Annotated in this window: 21 protein-coding genes; 9 read left to right on the top strand and 12 right to left on the bottom strand. The window is 54.7% G+C overall.

Annotated features, from left to right (window positions below; all coding sequences use genetic code 11):
• Positions 1–73 precede the first annotated feature (73 nt).
• The 5 genes from pheS to E2H98_RS03395 all read left to right on the top strand — a co-directional run bounded on the left by pheS (position 74) and on the right by E2H98_RS03395 (position 5859).
• Positions 74–1087 carry a phenylalanine--tRNA ligase subunit alpha gene (pheS, locus tag E2H98_RS03415; RefSeq protein WP_133587820.1) on the top strand — a complete coding sequence of 338 codons (1014 nt, stop codon included), beginning with the start codon at positions 74–76 and terminating at the stop codon, positions 1085–1087.
• 69 nt (positions 1088–1156) lie between these two features.
• Positions 1157–3529 carry a phenylalanine--tRNA ligase subunit beta gene (gene pheT, locus E2H98_RS03410; RefSeq protein ID WP_133587818.1) on the top strand — a complete coding sequence of 791 codons (2373 nt, stop codon included), beginning with the start codon at positions 1157–1159 and terminating at the stop codon, positions 3527–3529.
• A gap of 9 nt (positions 3530–3538) precedes the next feature.
• Positions 3539–3838, top strand: coding sequence for an integration host factor subunit alpha (gene ihfA / locus E2H98_RS03405; protein WP_133587816.1), 300 nt, complete (start codon positions 3539–3541; stop codon positions 3836–3838).
• A complete protein-coding gene (locus E2H98_RS03400; RefSeq protein WP_133587814.1) occupies positions 3819–4184 on the top strand; it encodes a MerR family transcriptional regulator in 366 nt (121 codons plus the stop codon). The genes ihfA and E2H98_RS03400 overlap by 20 nt, the downstream gene beginning before the upstream one ends.
• Before the next feature lie 274 nt (positions 4185–4458).
• On the top strand, positions 4459–5859 hold the full coding sequence (locus E2H98_RS03395; protein WP_133587812.1) for an HDOD domain-containing protein: 1401 nt from the start codon (positions 4459–4461) through the stop codon (positions 5857–5859).
• A gap of 55 nt (positions 5860–5914) precedes the next feature.
• Here the strand turns inward: E2H98_RS03395 and E2H98_RS03390 are convergent, their stop codons facing one another.
• Together E2H98_RS03390 and E2H98_RS03385 are read right to left on the bottom strand one after the other, a co-directional pair.
• The gene (locus tag E2H98_RS03390; RefSeq protein WP_157591226.1) at positions 5915–6682 is read right to left on the bottom strand and encodes a TIGR04219 family outer membrane beta-barrel protein; all 768 of its coding nucleotides are present in this window, start codon (positions 6680–6682) and stop codon (positions 5915–5917) included.
• 292 nt (positions 6683–6974) lie between these two features.
• Positions 6975–7523, bottom strand: a complete 549-nt coding sequence (locus E2H98_RS03385; RefSeq protein ID WP_157591225.1) for a YajG family lipoprotein — start codon at positions 7521–7523, stop codon at positions 6975–6977.
• 255 nt (positions 7524–7778) lie between these two features.
• Between E2H98_RS03385 and phbB the strand changes: the two genes are divergently transcribed.
• Both phbB and E2H98_RS03375 read left to right on the top strand, forming a co-directional pair.
• Positions 7779–8525: an acetoacetyl-CoA reductase gene (gene phbB, locus E2H98_RS03380; protein ID WP_133587806.1), complete on the top strand. Its 747-nt coding sequence runs from the start codon at positions 7779–7781 to the stop codon at positions 8523–8525.
• Between the two features lie 174 nt (positions 8526–8699).
• A complete protein-coding gene (locus E2H98_RS03375) occupies positions 8700–9755 on the top strand; it encodes an OmpA family protein (protein WP_133587804.1) in 1056 nt (351 codons plus the stop codon).
• Positions 9756–9830: 75 nt separating this feature from the next.
• Here the strand turns inward: E2H98_RS03375 and E2H98_RS03370 are convergent, their stop codons facing one another.
• The 10 genes from E2H98_RS03370 to E2H98_RS03325 form a co-directional block, all read right to left on the bottom strand.
• Positions 9831–10616, bottom strand: coding sequence for a PEP-CTERM/exosortase system-associated acyltransferase (locus tag E2H98_RS03370; RefSeq protein WP_133587802.1), 786 nt, complete (start codon positions 10614–10616; stop codon positions 9831–9833).
• 138 nt (positions 10617–10754) lie between these two features.
• Positions 10755–10910: a hypothetical protein gene (locus E2H98_RS03365; protein WP_157591224.1), complete on the bottom strand. Its 156-nt coding sequence runs from the start codon at positions 10908–10910 to the stop codon at positions 10755–10757.
• Between the two features lie 53 nt (positions 10911–10963).
• Positions 10964–12745 (bottom strand): M14 family metallopeptidase, encoded by a 1782-nt coding sequence (locus E2H98_RS03360; protein WP_133587800.1) that lies wholly within the window; start codon positions 12743–12745, stop codon positions 10964–10966.
• A 25-nt stretch (positions 12746–12770) separates the two neighbouring features.
• Complete coding sequence (locus E2H98_RS03355; RefSeq protein WP_133587798.1) at positions 12771–13463, bottom strand: M15 family metallopeptidase; 693 nt, start codon at positions 13461–13463, stop codon at positions 12771–12773.
• Entirely contained in the window at positions 13460–14593 is a 1134-nt protein-coding gene (gene dapE, locus E2H98_RS03350) for a succinyl-diaminopimelate desuccinylase (protein ID WP_133587795.1), read from the bottom strand. The genes E2H98_RS03355 and dapE overlap by 4 nt, the downstream gene beginning before the upstream one ends.
• Positions 14594–14613: 20 nt before the next feature.
• Positions 14614–14967: an ArsC family reductase gene (locus E2H98_RS03345; protein WP_133587793.1), complete on the bottom strand. Its 354-nt coding sequence runs from the start codon at positions 14965–14967 to the stop codon at positions 14614–14616.
• Positions 14968–14970: 3 nt separating this feature from the next.
• The gene (gene dapD / locus E2H98_RS03340; RefSeq protein WP_133587791.1) at positions 14971–15798 is read right to left on the bottom strand and encodes a 2,3,4,5-tetrahydropyridine-2,6-dicarboxylate N-succinyltransferase; all 828 of its coding nucleotides are present in this window, start codon (positions 15796–15798) and stop codon (positions 14971–14973) included.
• Positions 15795–18461, bottom strand: coding sequence for a [protein-PII] uridylyltransferase (gene glnD / locus E2H98_RS03335; RefSeq protein ID WP_157591223.1), 2667 nt, complete (start codon positions 18459–18461; stop codon positions 15795–15797). Before glnD ends, dapD begins: the two co-directional genes overlap by 4 nt.
• A gap of 94 nt (positions 18462–18555) precedes the next feature.
• Positions 18556–19329: a type I methionyl aminopeptidase gene (gene map / locus E2H98_RS03330; protein ID WP_133587787.1), complete on the bottom strand. Its 774-nt coding sequence runs from the start codon at positions 19327–19329 to the stop codon at positions 18556–18558.
• Between the two features lie 56 nt (positions 19330–19385).
• Positions 19386–20066, bottom strand: a complete 681-nt coding sequence (locus tag E2H98_RS03325) for a GNAT family N-acetyltransferase (protein ID WP_133587785.1) — start codon at positions 20064–20066, stop codon at positions 19386–19388.
• 264 nt (positions 20067–20330) lie between these two features.
• Between E2H98_RS03325 and rpsB the strand changes: the two genes are divergently transcribed.
• Together rpsB and tsf are read left to right on the top strand one after the other, a co-directional pair.
• Positions 20331–21089 (top strand): 30S ribosomal protein S2, encoded by a 759-nt coding sequence (gene rpsB, locus E2H98_RS03320; RefSeq protein ID WP_133587783.1) that lies wholly within the window; start codon positions 20331–20333, stop codon positions 21087–21089.
• A 123-nt stretch (positions 21090–21212) separates the two neighbouring features.
• Positions 21213–22094: a translation elongation factor Ts gene (gene tsf / locus E2H98_RS03315; protein ID WP_133587782.1), complete on the top strand. Its 882-nt coding sequence runs from the start codon at positions 21213–21215 to the stop codon at positions 22092–22094.
• The last annotated feature ends 117 nt before the right edge of the window (positions 22095–22211 follow it).

Below are 22211 nucleotides of genomic sequence, written 5' to 3'. Positions count from 1 at the left end.
CTGCAATGGAATGACGAAGCGGAAAAAAGCTGCTGGTTCAGTAGATTTAATTTGATAACGAAAGAGCGATTACATGGAACTTGACAACATCCTGACGCAAGGCAAAGAAGCCATCAATGCGGTCAACGATCTGCCGGAACTGGAGCAGGTCAAAGCGCAAATTCTCGGCAAGAACGGTTCGGTCACCGCGTTGTTCAAACAGATGGGCACGTTGCCGCCGGACGAGAAGAAAGCCTTTGGTGCCAAGATCAATGTCATCAAAACCGAACTGGAACAAGCCTGGCAGGCGAAAGGTGAATCGCTGAAACAAGCCGCGATTGCGGCCAAGCTCGCCAGTGAAACCGTTGATGTCACCTTACCGGGTCGTCAGGCGATGCGCGGTGGCTTGCATCCGGTTTCCCGATCGATGCGTCGCATTGAACAATATTTTGCCCAGGTTGGTTTCGCCGTTGCTGAAGGGCCGGAAGTCGAGGACGACTGGCATAACTTCGGCGCGCTGAATATTCCTGATCATCACCCGGCGCGGGCAATGCACGACACGTTTTATTTCGATGCCAAGCGCCTGCTGCGTACGCACACCTCACCGGTGCAAATCCGCGTCATGGAACAACAAAAACCGCCGATCCGGGTTATCGCGCCAGGCCGGGTTTATCGCTGTGATTATGATGTCACCCATTCGCCGATGTTTCATCAGGTCGAAGGTTTGCTGATTGACGAGAAAACCACGTTCCAGGATCTGCGCGGCATACTTGATGAATTCCTGCGCAACTTCTTCGAAGCGGATCTGCCGACCCGTTTCCGTCCTTCCTATTTCCCGTTCACCGAGCCGAGCGCCGAAGTCGATATCGGTTGCGTGATCTGCAACGCCAAAGGTTGCCGCGTGTGCAAGAACACCGGCTGGCTGGAAGTGCTGGGCTGCGGCATGGTGCACCCGAATGTGCTGGCCGCTTGCGGTATAGACAGTGAGCGCTATACCGGTTTTGCCTTTGGCATGGGCGTCGAGCGCCTGACCATGCTGCGTTATGGCGTCAATGATTTGCGCCTGTTCTTCGATAACGATATGCGTTTTTTGAAACAGTTTAACTAAACGATTGAACAGTAGTCGCGATGCGGAATGCCGCGACAGATCGACGAAACAAATTAAACGGAAACAGCAATGAAAATTTCGGAAAAATGGTTACGTGAGTGGGTTAACCCGAATATTTCCCGCGACGAATTGTGCAAGCAATTGACGATGGCCGGTCTTGAGATCGAAGGCATCGAATTGCTCGGTGAGGGTCTGAGCAATATCGTTGTCGCGGAAGTGATTTCAGCCGAACAACATCCGGATGCCGACAAACTGCGCGTCGCGCAAGTCAATGTCGGCAACGAGACGCTGCAAATCGTTTGCGGCGCCAGCAATTGCCGTTCGGGCATCAAGATTCCGGCAGCGCTGGTCGGTGCCAGTCTGCCTGGCGGTTTGAATATCAAGAAAGCGAAACTGCGTGGCGTCGAGTCGAACGGCATGCTGTGTTCAGCGAAAGAGCTGGGTATGGCAGAAGAGAGCGACGGCATTCTGGAGCTGCCGAGCGATGCACAGGTCGGCACGCCAATTGTCGATTTCTTCAAACTGAATGACGCGGTGCTGGAAATCAACCTGACACCAAACCGTGGCGATTGCCTTGGTGTAATTGGCGTTGCACGTGAACTCGCGGTGCTAAACAAAATGCCGTTCACCCTGCCGGCAATCGTCGAGAGCCTGGCCACGATCAACGATAAACCGTCGATTGAATTGCTGGCGCCGGAGGCCTGCCCGCGTTACTGCGGTCGCATCGTCAAAGGCATTAATCCGAACGCCGAAACACCGCTGTGGATGGTCGAGAAACTGCGTCGCGGCGGTATCGAAAGCATCAGTCTTCCAGTCGATATCACCAACTTCGTGCTGCTCGAACTTGGTCATCCAATGCATGCTTTTGACTTGCGTGAAATCAAGGGCGGTATTCGTGTGCGCATGGCCAGCGAGGGTGAAAAGCTGACGCTGCTCGATGGCCGCGAAGTGTCGTTGACTGCAGATACCTTGCTGATTGCCGACCACGAAAAGCCGGTCGCCATTGGCGGTGTCATGGGCGGTGAGCATTCCGGTATCGCCGACGACACCACCGATGTTTTGCTCGAGGCGGCGTTCTTCACGCCACATCTGATTGCCGGCAAAGCCCGTCAGTATGGTCTGCATACCGATGCCTCGCATCGCTATGAACGTGGTGTCGATCCGACGCTGCAACGTCGCGCTATCGAGCGGGCGACCGAACTGTTACTGCAGCTGGCCGGTGGCCAGGCTGGGCCGGTTGTCGACGCGGTCTCGGAAACGTACCTGCCGAAAACCGCCTCGATTCATTTACGCCGTGCTCGCATTCCGCGCTTGCTGGGATTTTCACTGCCAGATGTCGAAGTCGAAGGCATGCTGACTCGCTTAGGATTGCAATTGTCGCCGACCGCAGAAGGTTGGCAATGCCAGGTGCCGGCGCACCGCTTTGATATCTCGATTGAAGCAGACCTGATCGAAGAGTTAATCCGTATTCACGGTTATCACCATCTGTCCGTTACGACGCCACACGGCGACATGGCGATGGCGCGGGTGCCGGAACACGTCGTTGGCGACAACGCCATGCGCGATTTGCTAGTCGACCGCGGCTATCAGGAAGTGGTGACCTTTACCTTTGTCGAACCGAACCTGATGCGCGAGCTGGAGCCAGGCCTCGAACCATTGCCGCTGATCAATCCAATTACGCCGGAAATGGCGGTCATGCGCACCTCGCTGTGGGCAGGTTTGCTCAGCACTGCCAAGCACAACCTGAACCGTCAGGTTGACCGCCTGGCGATGTTCGAAATCGGCCTTCGCTTCGTCCAGGAGAAAGGCGAGCTCAACCAACAGAAAATGATTGCTGGCCTGCTGCATGGCCCACGCCAGCCAATGCAATGGAATCATGGCCGTGAACCCTTCGATTTCTTCGATCTGAAAGGCGATATCGAAGCGCTACTGAGCCTTGGCGGCAGCCGTCAGGTGGAATTTCGCGCCGCGGTGCACCATGCCCTGCATCCAGGTCAATCGGCCGCGGTGTTCGTCAATGGCAAGCTGGCCGGCCACCTTGGCGCGCTGCATCCGGAACGGGTCAAGGCACTGGATTTGGAAGGCGACTTCTTCGTCTTTGAGCTTATCGTCGATGTCATCAGCGATGGGGTACTGCCGCGCTACAAGGAATTGTCGAAATTTCCCAGTGTCGCCCGCGACTTGGCCGTGGTTGTCGAGGAGTCAATCAGTGCCGCCCATCTGCAAACCGTCATTCGCGAGGCTGCTGGCGAGGCTCTGGAAGATTTAAAGGTTTTTGACATCTATCGCGGAAAAGGTATTGATTCTGGACGAAAATCCGTAGCGTTAGGCTTGACCTTACGGCATCCATCGCGCACTCTTACTGATTCTGACGTCCATGCGCTGATGGCGGCCGTTGTCGGCTCGCTGCAGACTCACTGTGGCGCGCAGTTACGGGAGTAAGTTTTCCTTATGGCCCTTACCAAAGCCGAGATGGCCGAGCGTCTCTACGAGGAGCTTGGCCTGAATAAACGGGAAGCCAAAGAGCTGGTTGAACAGTTCTTTGAGGAGTTGCGCACGGCGTTGGAGCGCGGTGAGCATGTCAAATTGTCCGGTTTCGGCAATTTTGAGCTTCGTGACAAAAACCAAAGACCCGGCAGAAATCCGAAAACCGGACGCGAAATTCCGATTAGCGCCCGTCGTGTCGTTACCTTCCGTCCCGGTCAAAAACTGAAGGCCCGAGTCGAAGCCTATGCTGGAAGCAAGCAATAATAACGAGTTGGCTCCGATCCCGGCCAAGCGCTATTTCACCATTGGTGAAGTGGCTGAGCTGTGTCAGGTCAAGCCACACGTGCTGCGTTACTGGGAGCAGGAATTCCCGCAACTGAGCCCGGTCAAGCGCCGGGGCAATCGCCGCTACTATCAGCGTGAAGATGTCATGCTGATCCGCGAAATCCGCTCGTTGCTGTACGAGCAGGGCTACACCATTGGTGGCGCCCGGCTGCAGCTGACTCATGACAAGGAAGAAGAGGGTGAGGGCAGCGGCATCAATCAGCAGGAAGTGGGGCGGTTGATTGAGGATCTGGAACAGCTACTGATCATTCTGAAACGTCAGTAAGAGCATTTCCGCTTGAATAAGAAACGCACGGAAACGTGCGTTTTTTAATACCTGAGTTTGCCAACGCTGTCCGCGATACAAAAATCATACAAAAATCTACCGGCGGTTTACGCGGGCAGAATTCTTTTGAAAATCATAAAGTTATTTTAACTCGACTAGCATTGATTGCCAGTAAGTAACCAGGTAACCGGATTATTTTTGTCCGCACGGTTACGACATGAAGTTTCTTGACCATAATTCGGTAATGCAATTTGAAATCACGGTGAAGTAGTGCATGGCCAGTGAGTTACCCGGTGTACGGGATTGGGTCGAGCGAATCAACCGAACGGAATTGCCGGCACTGGGCCAAACGCTGCAGCAAGTCGGGGCGTTAAATGGATTTTTGATGAGTCATGCGGCCGAGCTGACCCGAGTTATTCTGCGCGACCCGTCTATGACCGCTCGGGTGTTGAAGATTGCCAATAGCGCGATGTTCAACCCGACCCGCAAGAAGATCAACACCATCAGTCGCGCCGTAGTCGTCCTTGGCTTGAAAACGCTGCGCTCGATCTCTCTGGCGACTGCCTTGCTCGACGAGTTAATCAAAGAAGACACCGGTCCATATCTTGCCCAAGAAGTCGCCAATGCCTTCCACACGGCGATGCAGGCGCGCGCAGTCGCCAAGTTGAGTGGTGCACCGGATTCCGAGGAAATCTTTGTTTCATCGCTGCTCCACCGACTTGGCGCAATGGCGTTCTGGGCGGTCGGTTCAACGACGGCACACAAGCTCGCCAAGCAGATGCAGGATGGTGTCAGCCCGGAGCAGGCTGAGCGTCAGGTACTCGGCTTTACCATGAATGAGCTGACCCGTAGCGTTGCTGAGCAATGGCATATCAAAGAAATTCTGACACCACCGCTACTGCGTGGCGCCAATGGCCAGAGCTTCAACTGTATCCCGTTGGCCTGGCAGGCGGTGCAACTGCAAAACCAGGAAACGGATGAAGCAACCTGGGAAAGCTATCTAACCCAGCTATCGACGATTAGCGGCGCACCGGCCAGTTCGATACGCGAAGAGTTGAGTGATGCCGTCACCGCGACGCGGGAAACGCTGGTGATGTGCGGTGCCGAGAAATTGGTGGCTTATGTCGGTCCGCGCAATCAGCAAGAAGAAGCGGAAGAAGATGAACAAAACAATAACCAGAACTCAGCCAGCAGTGACATGCAATTGGCTATTCTGCGTGAGCTGACCCAGATGGCGCAGGGCAAAACCGATGTCAATCTGGTACTGCAATTGGTATTGGAAGGCTTGCATCGGGGCGCCGGGATCAGCCGGGTGGTCGTTGGATTGGTCAATCCGGAACGCAGCAAACTGTTTGGAAAATACGTGCTGGAAAAGAGCCCCAGCACTTTGCTCAGCGGCTTCCAGTTTGAAATAGCTAATCAAGCTGCGCTGAAAAACTCAATGGCCGGTGAAACGATGTGGGCTTGGCGCGACAATGACAATGGCGAATTCGACGGCTTGTTGCGCAAAACTGGTGGTGCCGATTGCGTGGTTGGTCCATTGACCGTCAACCGCAAAGTCATTGGCTTATTTTATGCCGACCAGGAGGAGGGGGCGCTGTCATCCAATGACGTCGAAGCCTTTGAATTGTTTGTTGGTCAGGCGGCGCTCTGTTTGCAAATGATAGGTCGATAATTGCATCGTAAAAAAAGCCCGCGTAAGCGGGCTTTTTTGTCAGTCGAATAATCGCTCAGAAATGATAAGTCGCAGCGATATAAGTGCCTTTGAACTCGATATCGCCCGTGAACTCTTCGTCGCTGTCGTCGGCTTCCAGGGTCAGATGACGCTGGCCTGCTTCAATGCCAAGACCGAAGGAAAATTCATAACCGATACGCACCCGGTAATCCTGACCGCGAGCACCGCCAGCACTGATGCCGCTGTATTCACCGCCGACTTTCAGGCCGGTCAACGGCAGATTGAAATTGAAGCTGGTGTAGAGAAACGGTACATAATCGTCAAACTCTTCGAACTCGCTTTGACCAGCGCCGCTGATGCTGGCGACGCCGTCGAATTGTTTGACATCGACACCCAAATCCAGCTCGAACCAGTTATCGAGCAATTCGTAGTACAGCACGTAATCGGTATGGCTTAAATCCACTTGGCTATTGACCGTGGTGCTGACGGGAATCGAAATATCACCGTAATCGATGCCGGTGGTCAGTACGGTACGGGCAGCCGAATCGGCTTCAGTGCGCGCCAGTTTGACGTTCGGCAAAAAGGGCACCGGATGTTCAAACGCCAGCCACAGCATGGCGCCATCCGTGGAGTCGTGGCCGAGGGTATTTTGCAGATCGATGCGATCAATAAAACCAGGTTGATCGGCGCTGCCATCCAATTGCACGATACCGCTGACATCCTGATTCCAATTGCCGTAACCGGCATGGATGCCCAGCGTGTCGGCCTGGGCTTGGCTGCAGAGTATGGCAATGGCGCTGGCGAGCAGGGCAATGCGACGCATGGGAGGGCTCCAAAGGTGGTTCGATTGTTTTTTCGTGTTGCGGACACGATGCCGACAAGCATAGCAAATACTGGATGAATCGGAACTGTACGAAATTAACAGTTCTGCCATCAACCGATGCGGAAAGAAACTCACAGCAAGCTTGCTACACAGTAGGCAAAAAAAAAAGCGTTGCCCAACGTGTGGAACAGCGCCTTGTGGAAATCGGTTGGCGATGCAGAGCTACGGCATCGCGCGTAACTTAAGCGTAGAAGCTATCCGAAAAATTTCAAGTCGGCGCCGGCACGGCGGTTCAGTATTGCCGGGTCAGAAATTGCAGCAGTTCCGGATCATTGATCGCACGGCTCAGTACATGACCGACGCTTTGGTTCAGCACCGCGCTGGCTTCGCCAAGGTTGGCGTCGATGCCCACTTCCTGCATCCGGTTATCGGTGAATTTGCGGGTCAGGTTACCGAATTCGGTCGTTGCGGAAAACTGCATGACGACGTGGGCGGTGATTTCGTCTTTCAAGGTTTTGTCGGTAATTGTGTGCTCGGCCGTTGCGATTTGCACTTCAAGCTGGCGGCTGGCGTAGGGGTCTATACGAAAGCCCATTGCTTGCAGCTCGCGCATCAGTTTTTCCCGGGTGGCGTCAGCAACGCTGCGTTGCAGAGGGAAGCGATGCTGTTTTTCCTGCAACGGGCTCATTGCCGGATCATTGGAGACGGTAACGTTGACGGCGACGTTATTGCCGATATTGCGGCTAACCGCGTTGACGGCCGGGTCAACCAGAATGTGCGTGGGCTTGGCTGCACAGGCGGCGAACAAAGGCAGTAGCAACAACACCAGATAAGTTTTCATGAATTCTTGTTCCTTGTACCGATTCGGGTGAGGCCGCATTGTACCGGAGCCGATCCGAACAGGTGATCGAGAATGGCAAATGTGTGCCGTGGCCAGCGAGATTTGCGCATCGAATCACGCTTGCGCTGGGTAACGGAATGGGGAAAAGACGAATTTGCTATCAGTGGTAGCTGGTGTAGCAGCATTTCTTTATGATGAAAGACGAAGTTCAGTGAATTCGTGCGCAATAGTGATTTTCAACAGGGAGAAGCATCCATGACTAAACGAGTGGCTTTGGTGACTGGTGGTACGGGTGGAATTGGCACGGCGATTTGCCAGCAACTGGCAAAAATCGGCTATCAGGTGGCGGCAGGTTATAACAGCGGTGGTGATCATGAAAAAGCGCGTGCCTGGCAGGCCGAGCAGAAAGCCGCAGGCTTCAACATCGCGATCAGCTTCGGTGATGTCCGCGATTTTGATAGCTGCGGCCGCTGTGTGGCAGAAGTCGAAGAAATGCTGGGGCCGATCGATATTCTGGTTAACAACGCCGGCATTACCCGCGACAGCACGCTGCGCAAAATGAGCAAGGAGCAATGGGACGCAGTGCTGACTTCCAACCTGGACTCCGTGTTCAACATGACCCGCCATGTCATCAATGGCATGGTCGATCGCACGTTTGGCCGCATCGTCAACGTCTCGTCGGTCAACGCCCAGAAAGGCCAGCTGGGGCAGACCAATTACGCCGCGGCCAAGTCCGGTATCCATGGATTTACCAAGGCCTTGGCGCAGGAAGTGGCGCGCAAGGGCGTCACCGTCAATACGGTTTCACCGGGTTATATCGCAACCAAAATGGTCATGGCAGTGCCGGACGAAATCCGTGCCGAAATCATCAAAGGCATTCCGGTGGGGCGTCTTGGCGAGCCGGAAGAAATCGCCCGCGCTGTCGCCTTTCTGATCGACGATACCTCCGGTTTCATCACCGGCGCCAATTTGGCCGTCAACGGCGGTCAGCATATGTTCTGATGTATGTCTGCGTGAGCGACGTGTAATAGGTTTGCTGCGTCGCATCAAGCGCTTGATTGGACAAAGGCTGATTGAATGATCAATCAGCCTTTGCTTTACTAGGCACCTCGCCGGAGACTGGTCCGAGCACAAAAATCGATAAGTAACATCGATACAAGGAACAAGGAGCAAACAATGAAGGCAAGAAAAACCATGTTGGCCGTCGCGCTGGCAAGCGCCGCATTCTCGGCTGTTGCAACTGAGGGAGCCTGGGAGCCGGTAATTGGTTATGGCTGGTCGGATTATGATGACGCTACGCCATTGGATCAGGACCTTGACACCAGGTTTCTCGGCTTGAGCTATTACGCCACCGATGAATTAGCGTTTGAATTATTGGGCTCAATGCATTCCACTACAGTGGCAGGGACTTCCATTGGCGCTGATGTCGACACCATCGCCCTGCGCGGTCTTTATCATATCTCGACTTCTCGTCCGGGTATTGTCCCTTACTGGTTGTTGGGGGTTTACGGACGAGAGTACGATGCAGACAACGGTTTGGACGATTCGTATGGCGGCTTTCAACTTGGCGCCGGTTTGAAAGCGCATTTCACGGAAAACTTTGCCTGGCGTATTGAGCTGAATCACAGCCGCTCAACGGATGACCGCAGCGAATCACAGTTCTGGACTGGTTTCAGTTATGCATTCGGGGGTGGCAACAAACCGGCACCAGCACCGGAACCAGAGCCGGTAGTAGAACCAGCACCAACACCCGCGCCCGCGCCAACACCAGTCGCCCCTCCTGCGCCCAAAGATGACGATAAAGATGGCGTCGTCAACAGCCTGGATCAATGCCCGGATACGCCAGCGAATGCCGAAGTGGATGATGTTGGTTGTGCCAAGAAAATCTCGATCCAATTGCGCGTGCTGTTCGACACCAACAGCTCCAATATCAAACCGGAAACCATGGCCGATATCGACGAGCTGGTGGCATTCATGACCCGCTATCCGCAAACCAATGTCGTTATCGAAGGCCATACTTCTTCTGATGGTGCCGACAAATACAACCAATGGTTGTCTGAGCGTCGGGCGCAAAGTGTCGCGATGGCCGTTGTCAGCAAAGGCATTGCCGCAGAGCGCGTGAAAGCAGTCGGTTACGGTGAAAGCCGTCCGGTGGCCAGCAATGATACGGCCGAAGGTCGTTCTTTGAATCGCCGCGTCGTGGCGGAAATCGAAGAAATCGTTCGCAAATAACCACCTAGTCAAAGCAAAAACGCCGGCATTCAGCCGGCGTTTTTCATTATGAATCTCTCGTGTGGTCAGCGCTAATCAAACGGCCATTCGCCATTCGTGCGGCACCTGGTAAGCCGCATGCACGGTCGTGGAGATACTGTTGAACAGCGGCCGCACCAGCAAATGCAGCGAACGGATGGTGACGCCTACACTCATCAGCGATGGTATTCGTTCACCATGATGAGTAATCGCACCACCAATCGGTTCAATACGAATGCCAAGTCGGCGCAAGTGCTGCACCAACCACGGCTCGGTCAGCATATACAGGGTATCGATGCCGTGGATTTGTGCTGATTCCAGCATCGCCAGATAAAGCCCCACCGGAATAAACGGGAAACGCGGTTTCGCCAGCGAACCGTAATCCTCATCGCTCAAGCCGACCGGACGAACGAATTCGCCTTTACGGCGACGGAATCGGCTGTCAACCGCCAAACGAGAAACTTCGGCCATTGCGGTGCGAGGAATCGCCAAATTTTCCAGCAGACGATAATCCAAGGTATGAAAACAGGAGAGCTCAATCGGTAATCGATCGAACGGTCGATCGGGATTGCAGCGAATCAATCGAATGCAACCGACAAACTCATTCAGGCGTTTGCTTCGTAAAAGAATATGAAGCGCGTGTTCATCAAACTGATCGTACTCAAGCTTTTCGTCGTTCAGCGGTTCCCAGCGCAGCTCTTCGCAGTAAACGCGATAACGCACTTTGAAACAGGCCTCGACCAGATCCGGCGTGGTGGCCGGCACAATCTCGAAATGTTTATCAAACTCGCTACGCAGTTGCAGAAACTCGCGTGCAAGAATGAGTGAACGCATCAAATCCATGACCGCACTCCCTGATCAACACAAAACCTGGGCAAGGTGCGCCCAGTTGTTCAAGTGTGGTATGAGTTTTCGCGGCTGGCAAGTCGCGCATGTGACGCGCGACACAAGAGCGACTATGGCGTCAGAAAAGTTTACAGGCTAATCGGTATTCTTGTCCGAATTAGCGCGGTCTTTGTCATTCGGAAGCTGCGGTGGCGGCTGATGGCGCTTGCCGGTTTTGCCCCAGTCACGCAGCAGGTAAAGTGCGCCGAGCAAAATGCCCAGCGCCAATAAAAACAACAACCATCGACTCATTGCCTTGCTCCTGAATCGTTCGTCGTTTTCTGTTCAAGCTGCTCGATGCGCCATCAGCGCTCAATGCCAACCGGATACAAGCGATGCATCGCATCCTGATACGGCGAGCGCTGATAAAACCAGCGCAGACGCGCGCGCGGATCAGCAGCAAAGCTTTCATCTTTCAAGGCTTCATTGAATTCGGCCTGCAAGGCCGGATCGGCAGCGAGCATTTTCGCGGCCAAGGGTTCAATGACGTAGCCTTCGATATATTCAGTGGCGTTCAACACTGGCAGAAAATATCCCCAAGCGAACAACGAATCTTCGCTTTGTGGTTCCATCAACGCGACGACCAGCGCACTCAATTCCTGATCAGTGCTGATCCGAATGCTGCCCGGCATGAACACATGCTGACGGCTTTCGATGCGTGGCGTACCGCTATCAACCAGTGTGCGTCCTTCGAAATTGCTGCTGGCGATCTTCGAATCGTCAAGCCGGTAGAACTCCATGGTTCTTTTGGTCGGTTGGCGTATTTCTTCATAGCGAATGCCATGACGCTTCAACACTTCAATCGCATCAGTCCAGCCGGCATCCAGCCAATAGGCTTTCGGTGTCGTGACAAAGGCCGTTGGTTTGCTCGGCACTTGCTTGATCGTCAGATTAATCGGTAAACCCGTCCAGCGAATTTCCTGGCGGCCGGAAATCGGTGATTCATAGTTTTCATGGCTGACGGCGGCAAATTCGATATTGCGCGCTCGCTCTTCATCGGCCTGATGCTGAAAACCAAAACTTTCCTGACGTTGGGCTTTGTCTCCTTCGCGCGCCGTTTTCAGCGCGGCTTTGTGTTTGCCGGACGTTTCAAGAATGCTTTCGATCAACACGTAGGTGCCGAGTACGCGTTGCTTGTAAGGTTTCAATGAATGGTTTTCGATCAGCACTGAGGCCATATGACGCAAATCACCATAACCATGGGAAAAACGCGGGCTGGCATGCCAGTCGCTGATGCCTTCGGACAGATCGCGGTTATTGTTGGCGAAAATCAACGGGCCTGGCAGGTGGCCAGCTTTTTTCAGCGCTTTGTCCAGCGCCGGTTGCAATTGCGTACGCAACCAGCCAGCGGTGCGTGGCGACACCGCGAAGCGATCATTGAAGCCGTACGTGATGTCGTATTGATAATCGATGCCGTCGGTGACATGGACATCGATATAGACATCCGGGTCTAGACGCTGCAACAGACGCAGCATCGCCTGCATTTCGATGCTGTCGGCTTTCATGTAATCGCGATTCAGATTCAGATTCTGCGCCGTCGTGCGCCAGCCCATATCATTCGGGCCGCGCTGATTGACCCGGTTATTGCCGCCGCGTCGTTCATGACCATCGACATTGAACACCGGCACAAAATAAAAATCGCTGTTGTCCAGCAACGCGGTTTTTTTGCCGAGTGCGATATCGCGCAGCAGCATCAAACCGGCGTCTTTGCCGTCGATCTCTCCGGCGTGAATACCCGCTTGGATCAATACTCTGGCATTCGGCGAGCGCAAACGTTTGTTCAATAACGGTTCCGGATTATTGCTGGCAATGACCAGCAACAACGGGCGGCCTTGGGCGCTGCGACCGAATTCCTGAATCTGAATCAGCGGCGACTGACGCTGCAAACGACGCAGATAGGCAATCGTGTCGTCGTAATTTGGCGTCGTCGCGAACTGGCTTTGCTCGGCGGGGGTTATCCATTCCGCCGGTACATCGTTCAACAGCTTTTCGCTTTCACCTTGCCAAGGCAGGGCTGGTGGCAGTGGCGCTTCGATAGCCGATACCGAAGCGGAAAACAGCAGCGTGCAGATCAGCAGATTTTTCATGTCTGGCCATTCTTCTGATTGATGTTCAAGGAGGACTGATTCGTTGCGCGTAACGTTCAACGAGCGCCGGTAACTGCGGCAGAATAATAGAGCAAAACGCTACGTAGGTATCAGTTAATAATGCCGCCAGCTGTTCAACCGGAATGTCGTTGGCGGCATGACGGCTGATTGGGGCATAACTCAAATGCCATGGCTCGGGTGCTACGCCACCCAAATCCAGGCGATATGGTCGGAAGAAGCCAAAGCGGCCGGCGTTTTCCTGTAGCCATTCATTCAGCGCAACGCAAGGACCATCGCCGGAAAATTCATCGGGTTCCAATTTCGGCCGGTGACCTTGATGCACGGCGTTGGCGTCGAATACGTCGAGATCGGTACCCCAGTGATGGCGTGACAAGCCTGGCAGCGCCGAGAAACGCAGGATTCGGTGCAGCCACTCGTCGTCGGAAAACGCTTCCCGTTGCAGACGCTGGCCGTGATCATCGTGAACGCTGCGCCGGCCTTCGGCTTTCTCGTTGAAGATCAGCGCTTGCCGGGAAAAGTCGCGATAAGTGCTGATCGGCAGGATCGATATACCGTCAGCGCTGGCTGCTTCAAGCATAGCCTGCCAGTCGCTGACCATATCGCGATGCAAGCGCCAAGGCACGCCCTGACCGAAACGATGATCGGTCCAGGTGGTGAGATGGCGGTCGCTCACACCGAGCAGCACATCGGGGCTCATGTCAGCAGTTTTTCGAGAATACGCTCATAGAGTGAGGTCAACTGTATCAGCTCCTCGACACGGACACATTCGTTGATTTGATGAATGGTCGTGTTGCAGGGGCCGAGTTCAAGCACCTGGGCGCCGGTTTTGGCAATAAAGCGGCCATCGGAAGTGCCGCCGGTCGTGGTTGCATCGGTCTCAATACCACAGACTTCTCGAATTGCTTCGCGCGTGGCATCGAGCAACGCGCCGCCTTCGGTCAGGAATGGATCGCCTGAGAGCGTCCAATCCAGTTGATGATCGAGTTTATGACGATGACAAAGATGCTGTACCCGTTGTTGAATACCGTCAGCGGTTTGCTCGGTGCAAAATCGCAAATTGAATTCGACTTTCACTTCGCCGGGAATGACGTTGTTGGCATGTCCGCCGTTGACGCGGGTGATTTGCAGACTGGTCGGCGGGAAATGTTCGTTGCCCTGGTCCCACTCGATCTGCGCCAACTCATCGAGCGCTGGCAGCGCCTGATGAATGGCGTTGACGGCGCGTTGTGGGTAGGCGACATGACCTTGTTTGCCGTGCACGATCAGATTGCCGGTCAGCGAACCGCGCCGGCCAATCTTGATGACATCACCGAGCCGTTCACTGCTTGATGGTTCCCCGACCAGACACCAATCGAGTTTCTCACCACGCTGCATCAGCGTTTCGACAACACGTACGGTGCCATTGACCCATTTGTCCTCTTCATCGCTGGTGATCAGCAACGCGATGCGACCTTTCGGATTGGGATGTTTTTGTAAGAACTGCTCCAGCGCAACAATAAACGCGGCGATGCTGCCTTTCATATCGGCCGCGCCGCGTCCGAACAAATAACCCTCTCGGTAATGCGGTTCGAATGGCGGCGTCGTCCATTTTTCCAGCGGACCGGGCGGCACGACATCGGTATGCCCAGCAAAGACAAACAGAGGCCCTTCGCTGCCATGCACCGACCAGAGATTATTGGTGTCGATAAAAAACATCGGCTCGTTGTGAAAACCGAGTCGGGCCAGGTGCTCGGCAATCAGGATCTGACAGCCGGCATCTTCCGGTGACACTGAAGGCCGGCGAATCAGTTCCTCGGTCAACGTCAAAGCAGGGTGGGGGGCGCTCATCGCATCGCTACTCTTGTCATTCAACCGAGTTGTTGTTGCCATTTTTCCGGGTCGAAGCCGACCAGTATCGTTTTACCGCTGACGACAACCGGACGTTTGATCAGACTTAAATTGTTCAGCATCAGTTTTTGCGCTTTGCTTTGATCAACATTGGCGCGCTCGGCATCCGAAAGTTTGCGCCAAGTCGTACCGCGAGTGTTCAGCAAAGGCTCGTAGCCGACCTTACTGCACCAACCTTGCAAAGTATCGGCATCTAGTCCGGCTTTTTTGTAGTCATGAAACTGATAAGGAATATCGTTGGCCTCCAACCAGGTGAAGGCTTTTTTCATCGTGTCGCAGGCTTTGATGCCGTAAATGGTGACTGATTTGCTCATTGTTCAATCCACCAGACGCAGCAATTCATTGATGCCGGTTTTGGCGCGGGTTTTGGCGTCGACTTTTTTGACGATTACCGCGGCATAGAGCGAATACTTGCCATCCTTACTCGGCAGGTTGCCAGGCACGACAACCGAGCCGGCCGGCACCCGGCCATAGGAAACCTCGCCGGTTTCCCGATCATAAATGCGCGTGCTCTGGCCGATGTAAACGCCCATCGAAATCACCGAACCTTCCTCGACGATGACGCCTTCAACAATTTCCGAGCGGGCGCCGATAAAGCAGTTGTCTTCGATAATCGTCGGAGCCGCTTGCAACGGTTCCAGTACGCCACCAATGCCGACGCCGCCGGACAGGTGCACGTTTTTGCCAATCTGCGCACAGGAACCGACGGTAGCCCAGGTATCGACCATCGTGCCTTCATCGATATAGGCGCCGATATTGACGTAGGATGGCATCAGCACCACATTGCGGGCAATAAAGCTGCCATAACGGGCAACGGCTGGCGGCACCACGCGCACGCCTTGTTCGCGAAAGGCTTTTTCATCAAGGCCGGCAAAACGGCTTGGCACTTTATCAAAGAACTGCAAATCGCCTTCGCCCATGACGACGTTGTCGTTCAAGCGAAACGACAGGAGCACGGCTTTTTTGACCCATTCGTTGACGGCCCACTGGCCCTGTTTTTTCTCGGCACAGCGCAGGCGACCGGCATTCAAGTCGGCCAGTACCGTAGCGACAGCGCGACGCACCTCATCGGGAGCCTTGCTTGGCGAGAATTCGGCGCGCTGTTCAAAGGCGTTGTTGATCAAATCAGCAATATCTATGGTCATGTCAGTTCCGGTTTTTTCAGACTGGTGGCATCCAGCAACAAACGAATCATGTGATCGAGTTGCTGTTGGGTGGCTGATGATACCGGCCGCAGCTCGCGATCGGTAATGAAAAATACGTCTTCGACCCGCTCACCGAGCGTGACGATTTTCGAGTTGTGCAACACCACATCACAATACTTGAACGCAGCACCGACGCGCGCCAGCAAACCAGGGCGATCCAGTGTGATCAACTCCAGCATCGTGCGTTGCCGACGCAGATCCTGATGGAAATGGATTTCGGTTTTCAATTCGAATGGTTGCCGCTTGCCGCTGCTCTGCTGCATCGCCAGCGGCACCTTGCTGACATCTTTCAGATGCTGCTGCAAATGCCGCTGTATACCCTGCAAACGTTTCAAATCGGTGACCGGCTCGCCGGTTTCTTCCAGCACAATGAAACTGTCGAGGCCCATGTCGTACGGTGTGGTATGAATCGTTGCGGCCTGAATGCTGACCCGTTTCTGCGCCAGCAGTGCTGTGATCGCCGCGAACAGAAATTCCTGGTCGTGCACGAAGATCAGGATCTCGGTGCCGCCCGCATTCGGGTGCTGACGATAAACCACCAATGGGCCTTCCTGTTGTTCGCTTTGGGTCAGCAGTGTTTCGGTGATCCAGGCCAGGGTTTCGCCGGTGACTTTGGTGAAATAATCGGCGCCGAACGAGCGCCACAAATCGTGCACTGGTGTCAGGTCGGCGAACTTTTCCTGCAGACGATTCAGGGCATCCTCTCGGGTGCTGGCCGAGACATCGGCTTGCAGCAGCGGTGCGCCACGGCGCAGGCATTCGCGTGTCGCCAGATATAAATCGCGCAGCAGCGCATCTTTCCAGCCATTCCACAAACTGGCGTTGGTAGCGCGGATATCACAAATGGTCAGCACGTAAAGCAATTCCAGATGCTGTTCATCGCCAACGAGGCGAGCGAAATCCTGAATGACATCCGGGTCGGTGATATCGCGGCGTTGAGCCACCAGCGACATGCTCAAATGTTGGCGCACCAGCCAGGCAACGAGTTGCGCCTCTTCATCGCTCAAACCGATTTGAGTGCAGAACTCCAGCGCATCGACGGCGCCGAGTTCCGAGTGATCGCCGCCGCGGCCTTTGCCGATATCGTGAAACAAACCAGCCAGGTACAGAATTTCCGGTTGCACCAGGCGCTGCATGATGCGCTCTGCATGCGGGAAGCTGCCGGCGTATTTCGGGTCGGTCAGTCGCGAAATATTGTGCAGCAGAAACAGCGTGTGTTCATCGACGGTGAAATGATGGAAGCGATCGAATTGCATCTGGCCAGTGATTTGACCAAAGGCGGGAATGAAGGCGCTCAAAATACCGGTGCGTTTCATCGCCCGCAGCGCCTGCCAGAGATTGGCACGTGAGCGCAGTAGGCGCAAAAACAAAGCCTGATGTTTGGGATTCTGCCGGTAACGATGGTTAAGCTGCGGCCGGGCATGGCGTAACGCGCGAATTGTCGAGGCGCTGATCCGTTGCAGGCCACTGCGTTCGGCCATGTGCACGAAAATCAGCAGCATCGTTTCCGGATGGTTTTGGAAACTGGCAAAGTCACGCAACTCAATGCGATCGCCGCGTTGCTGAAAATAGTTGTCGATAAAAACCGGCTCTTCGTCATGCAAGCTGGCCAGCATTACTTCGCTGAACAGTTCGCTTAACAATTCATGCAGATTGCGCACCGTCAGTACGGCGCGGAAATACTGTTTCATGAATTGTTCGACAGCGAGCTTGCCCGGTTTGTCGACATAACCGAGGCGGGCGGCGACGGCTTTCTGATGATCAAACAGCAGACGATCTTCGGCACGGCCGGCGACCAGATGCAGGGCAAAACGTACTCGCCACAAAAACAATTGGCAGCGGGTCAGTGCTCGATATTCCTGCGGTAGAAATACGCCGCGTCGGGTCATCGCCAGCAGTGATTGGTCACCGAATCGGCGTTTGGCAATCCAGTGAATGTTCTGGATATCGCGCAGACCACCGGGACTCGATTTCAGGTTCGGTTCCAGTTTGTAGGCGGTGCCTTCGTATTTGCGATGGCGGTTTTGCTGCTCTTCCAGTTTGCCTTTGAAATAGGCATCCGGCGGCCACATCTGTACCGGGCTCAGGTGATCGCGCAAGGCTGTCGACAAGCGCGGATCGCCGCAAACGAGGCGCGCTTCCATCAAATTGGTCATGACGGTCAAATCGTCGCGGGCGGCGTTTTCGCATTCGTCGACGGTGCGTACCGCATGACCGATCACCAAGCGCAAATCCCACAGCAGGGTGATCAGCTGCTCGAGCTTTTTGTGCAGATGTTCCTGTGAACTGTCTTTCAGCAGAATCAGAATGTCGATATCGGAATGCGGGTGCAGTTCACCGCGTCCATAGCCGCCAACGGCAAGTAATGCGATGTCCTGCAAATGCTGAAGTTCGAAATGCGCCCAGAGGTGTTGCAACAGCCAGTCGATGCGCTGAGCGCGTCGTTTGATCAAGGTTTCGACCGGCACGTCCTGATCGAAATCCTGCTCGTCACGTTTGGCCTGTGTTGCCAGCCAGTCGCGCAAAGCTTGCCGATCACCACCACGATTGAGTAGCGCAGTCAATTCGGCATCGGCGTCCGGGACGGGCATGGCTAATGACATGGGACAAGAGGATCCGCAGCAAGAATGAAGGTTAACCCCAATGCTAGCAAACGGCAGGTGCTGGCGGCTAACGCCAGCGTTCATAAGTAAGTACTTAGAACGATTCCTCGTTACGCTTGGTCAGCACTTCAATCCCATCGCGGGTAACGAGGATGGTGTGTTCCCACTGTGCAGAAAGTGAGCGATCCTTGGTGACTACGGTCCATTGATCACGCAGCAGGCTGACGTGGCGTTTGCCAGCGTTGATCATTGGCTCAATCGTGAAGCACATACCTTCCTGCAGTTCCAGTTTGGCCCAGCGATCATGACTCTTGTAATGCAGCACTTGCGGATCTTCATGAAAAATCTGGCCGATGCCGTGACCGCAGTATTCCTGCACGACGCTATAGCGGTTGGCTTCGGCGTGGGCTTGAATGACTTCGCCAATACGGCCAAGCAACACACCTGGTTTGACGATTTCCATGCCCTTGTACAGACATTCCTGGGTAACGCGGCATAGCCGTTCGGCTTGAATGCTCGGCTTGCCAACAAAAAACATTTTGCTGGTGTCACCGTGGAAACCATCTTTGATCACGGTGATGTCGATGTTGACGATGTCGCCATCGCGCAGCGGCCGGTCATTCGGAATGCCGTGGCAGACAACGTGATTGACCGAGGTGCAAATCGATTTGGGAAAGCCGTTGTAATTCAGCGGCGCTGGAATGGCTTGCTGCTGATTGATGATGTAATCGTGGCAGATCTGATTCAGTTCGTCGGTGGTGATGCCTTTTTGTACATGCGGCTCAATCATTTCCAGCACTTCGGCGGCGAGACGGCCGGCGATGCGCATTTTGGCTTGTTCTTCCAGGGTTTTAATCGTTACCGACATCGAAAAATCTCAGGTTAGTCAGAGGTTTGTCTGTATTGGCGAGCATTATCGCCGAATCAGGCGGCATTCGGGGCGAAAAATCGAAACGCCGGTCGTGATTGTCGCGAAACATGCAAAAAAGGGCGACGATTCGACAACAATATCTGCCAACGGCCGGCGTTGATAAACATCGCGGCACCACTCAACACCGCGCCGCGCCGGCGATGGCTGTGAATCGACGCGACATTGAAGGCGCTGATGCGGCTGACTGACCAACGCACGCCTTGTCGATACAACGCCTCGTTGGCTTCATCCCAGAGCTGAGCAAACAAGCGCGTGACCCGGTAGCGAGGCGCGACATAAACATCGTAATCCCAGACCAGTGATTCGCCTTCGAGCCGGTAGTCGCAGCGTGCCTCGTCTTCCGGATAGTGCTGGGCCGCGAGCCACAAAAAGGCGATCAGCTCGCCTTCTTTATAGGCAGCCAAACAGCGGTCACCGCGCGTCAATCGGGCCTGTACCCATTCTGCCCGGCGGTCTTCGACCAGCATTTCCGGTACAAAAGTCTCAAGCCAACGGAACTCGATATTGTCGGGCTTTTTCAACAAGCGCTTTTCTGGCACTGGTTGAAAGGCGAAACGATAAGCGCTGATTGTCAGGCCGAACTTCTTGCCGACTTTGTGCAGGCCATAAACCATGGCCCAGAACGCGCCCATTTCCCGGCGCAATTGCCGCCATTTCTCGACGATGGCTGCCACTTCCTGTTCACTCCCTGAGTTCGCAATGACCGCCAGTGTCGGTTCCCGATGCCGGCGAGGTCAAGTGTTTACGGCGCTCGGATGGTTTGCCACTTGGTTCGGCGCCCGGTTCTGTGGTATAAAGCGCGCCCTCAAATTCCGGCTTGCCGGGCTTTTGGGGAAAACACACACGCGTTAATCCGATCAACGTCTGGCCTGGGTCCCTTACCGGGGTGGCCGACGCAGGAACGCGGAGGCTCAACCCGACTTATATAGAGGTCTACCATGGCAAAAGTCACTATGCGTGACATGATCCAGGCCGGCGTGCATTTTGGTCACCGCAGCCGTTTCTGGAACCCGAAAATGAAGCAATACATTTTCGGCGCTCGTAACAAGATTCATATCATCAACCTCGAACACACCCTGCCGATGTTCCAGGATGCGCTGAATTTCCTCGGCGGCATTGCTTCCAAGCGCGGCAAAATCCTGTTCGTGGGCACCAAGCGCGCTGCCGCTGAAGTGGTTGCTCAAGAAGCCGCCCGTTGCGGCCAGTTCTACGTCAACAGCCGCTGGCTGGGCGGTACGCTGACCAACTACAAAACCGTTCGTCAGTCGATCAAGCGTCTGAAAGATCTGGAAACCATGAGTCAGGACGGTACCTTCAACAAGGTCACCAAGAAAGAAGCGCTGCTGCTGCAACGTGACCTGGAAAAGCTGGAGCAAAGCCTCGGCGGTATCAAGAACATGAACGGTCTGCCAGACGCGCTGTTCGTGATCGACGTTGAGCACGAGAAAATCGCTATCGCCGAAGCCCGCAAATTGGGTATTCCGGTGGTTGCTGTAGTCGATACCAACTCCAATCCGGACGGCGTCGATTACGTCATTCCGGGTAACGACGACGCCATTCGCGCGATCGAGCTGTACCTGACCGCGATTGCTGACGCCGTGCTCGAAGGCCGTCAGAGCGCCCCGCATGCTGACGACGTCAAAGTCGAAGAGTTTGTCGAAGAGACTGCGGTCGCTGCCGACGCCGACGAAGAGTAAGACGCGTTGCGTAAACGCTGAAAAGAAGGGGGCATCGGCCCCCTTTTTTGAGAAACAAAACTTAAATCCCCATTTTCTGAACAGCAAACCCCGTGTTTGCCATAACGCACGAGAGGAATTCCCATGGAAATTACCGCCGCCCTCGTTAAAGAACTCCGTGAGCGCACTGGCGCCGGCATGATGGAGTGCAAAAAAGCACTGCAGGAAGCCAACGGTGATATCGAACTGGCCATTGATAACATGCGTAAATCCGGCGCCGTCAAAGCGGCCAAGAAAGCCGGTCGCGTTGCTGCTGAAGGCGTCATCATGGCGAAAGCCGGCGCCGGTGAAGTGGTGCTGGTCGAAGTCAACTGCGAGACCGATTTCGTCGCCAAGGACGTCAACTTCACGGCGTTTGCCAACGAAGTCGCCGACGCGGCGCTGAGCAGCAAAGTTGCCGACGTTGCCGCGTTGAATGACGTCAAACTGGCCTCTGGCGAAACGGTTGAAACCACCCGCGCCAACCTGGTCGCGAAAATTGGCGAGAACATGACGGTTCGCCGCATGACTCGCCTGACCGGTGCCACCGTTGCCTCGTACATCCACAGTGGTCGCATCGGTGTCGCCGTAGCCCTTGCCGGTGGTGACGAAGAGCTGGCCAAGCAACTGGCCATGCACATCGCTGCTGCCAACCCGGTCGTCGTCAACCCTGAAGATATCTCTGCCGACCTGATCGCCAAAGAGCGCGACATCGCTGCTGCCCAGGCTGCCGAGTCGGGCAAGCCGGCCAATATTGTTGAAAAAATGGTCGAAGGCCGTATCAACAAGTTCAAGAATGAAGTGTCGCTGGTCGGCCAGAACTTCGTCATGGACCCGAACACGACGGTCGGCAACTTGCTGAAGAGCAAGGGCGCCACCTGCACCGGCTTTATCCGCTGGGAAGTCGGCGAAGGCATCGAGAAGGCCGAAGACAACTTCGCCGCCGAAGTCGAAGCGATGAAGGCCGCCGCTATCGGCAAAAACTAAGTCGCTCTCACCAGATAGGGTCCATGTCGACCTGATCTGGCCGCCGCAAATCCTTGATTTTGTGGCACACTACAGCGCAGTCTCGACGGACCCCTCCTCCTTGGAGGGGTTCTTATA

Origin of the sequence: Permianibacter aggregans (assembly GCF_009756665.1) — a bacterium.
GTDB lineage: Bacteria > Pseudomonadota > Gammaproteobacteria > Enterobacterales > Permianibacteraceae > Permianibacter > Permianibacter aggregans.
Note: the sequence above shows the minus strand (reverse complement) of the source record. Positions and strands in the feature narration are given on the sequence as shown.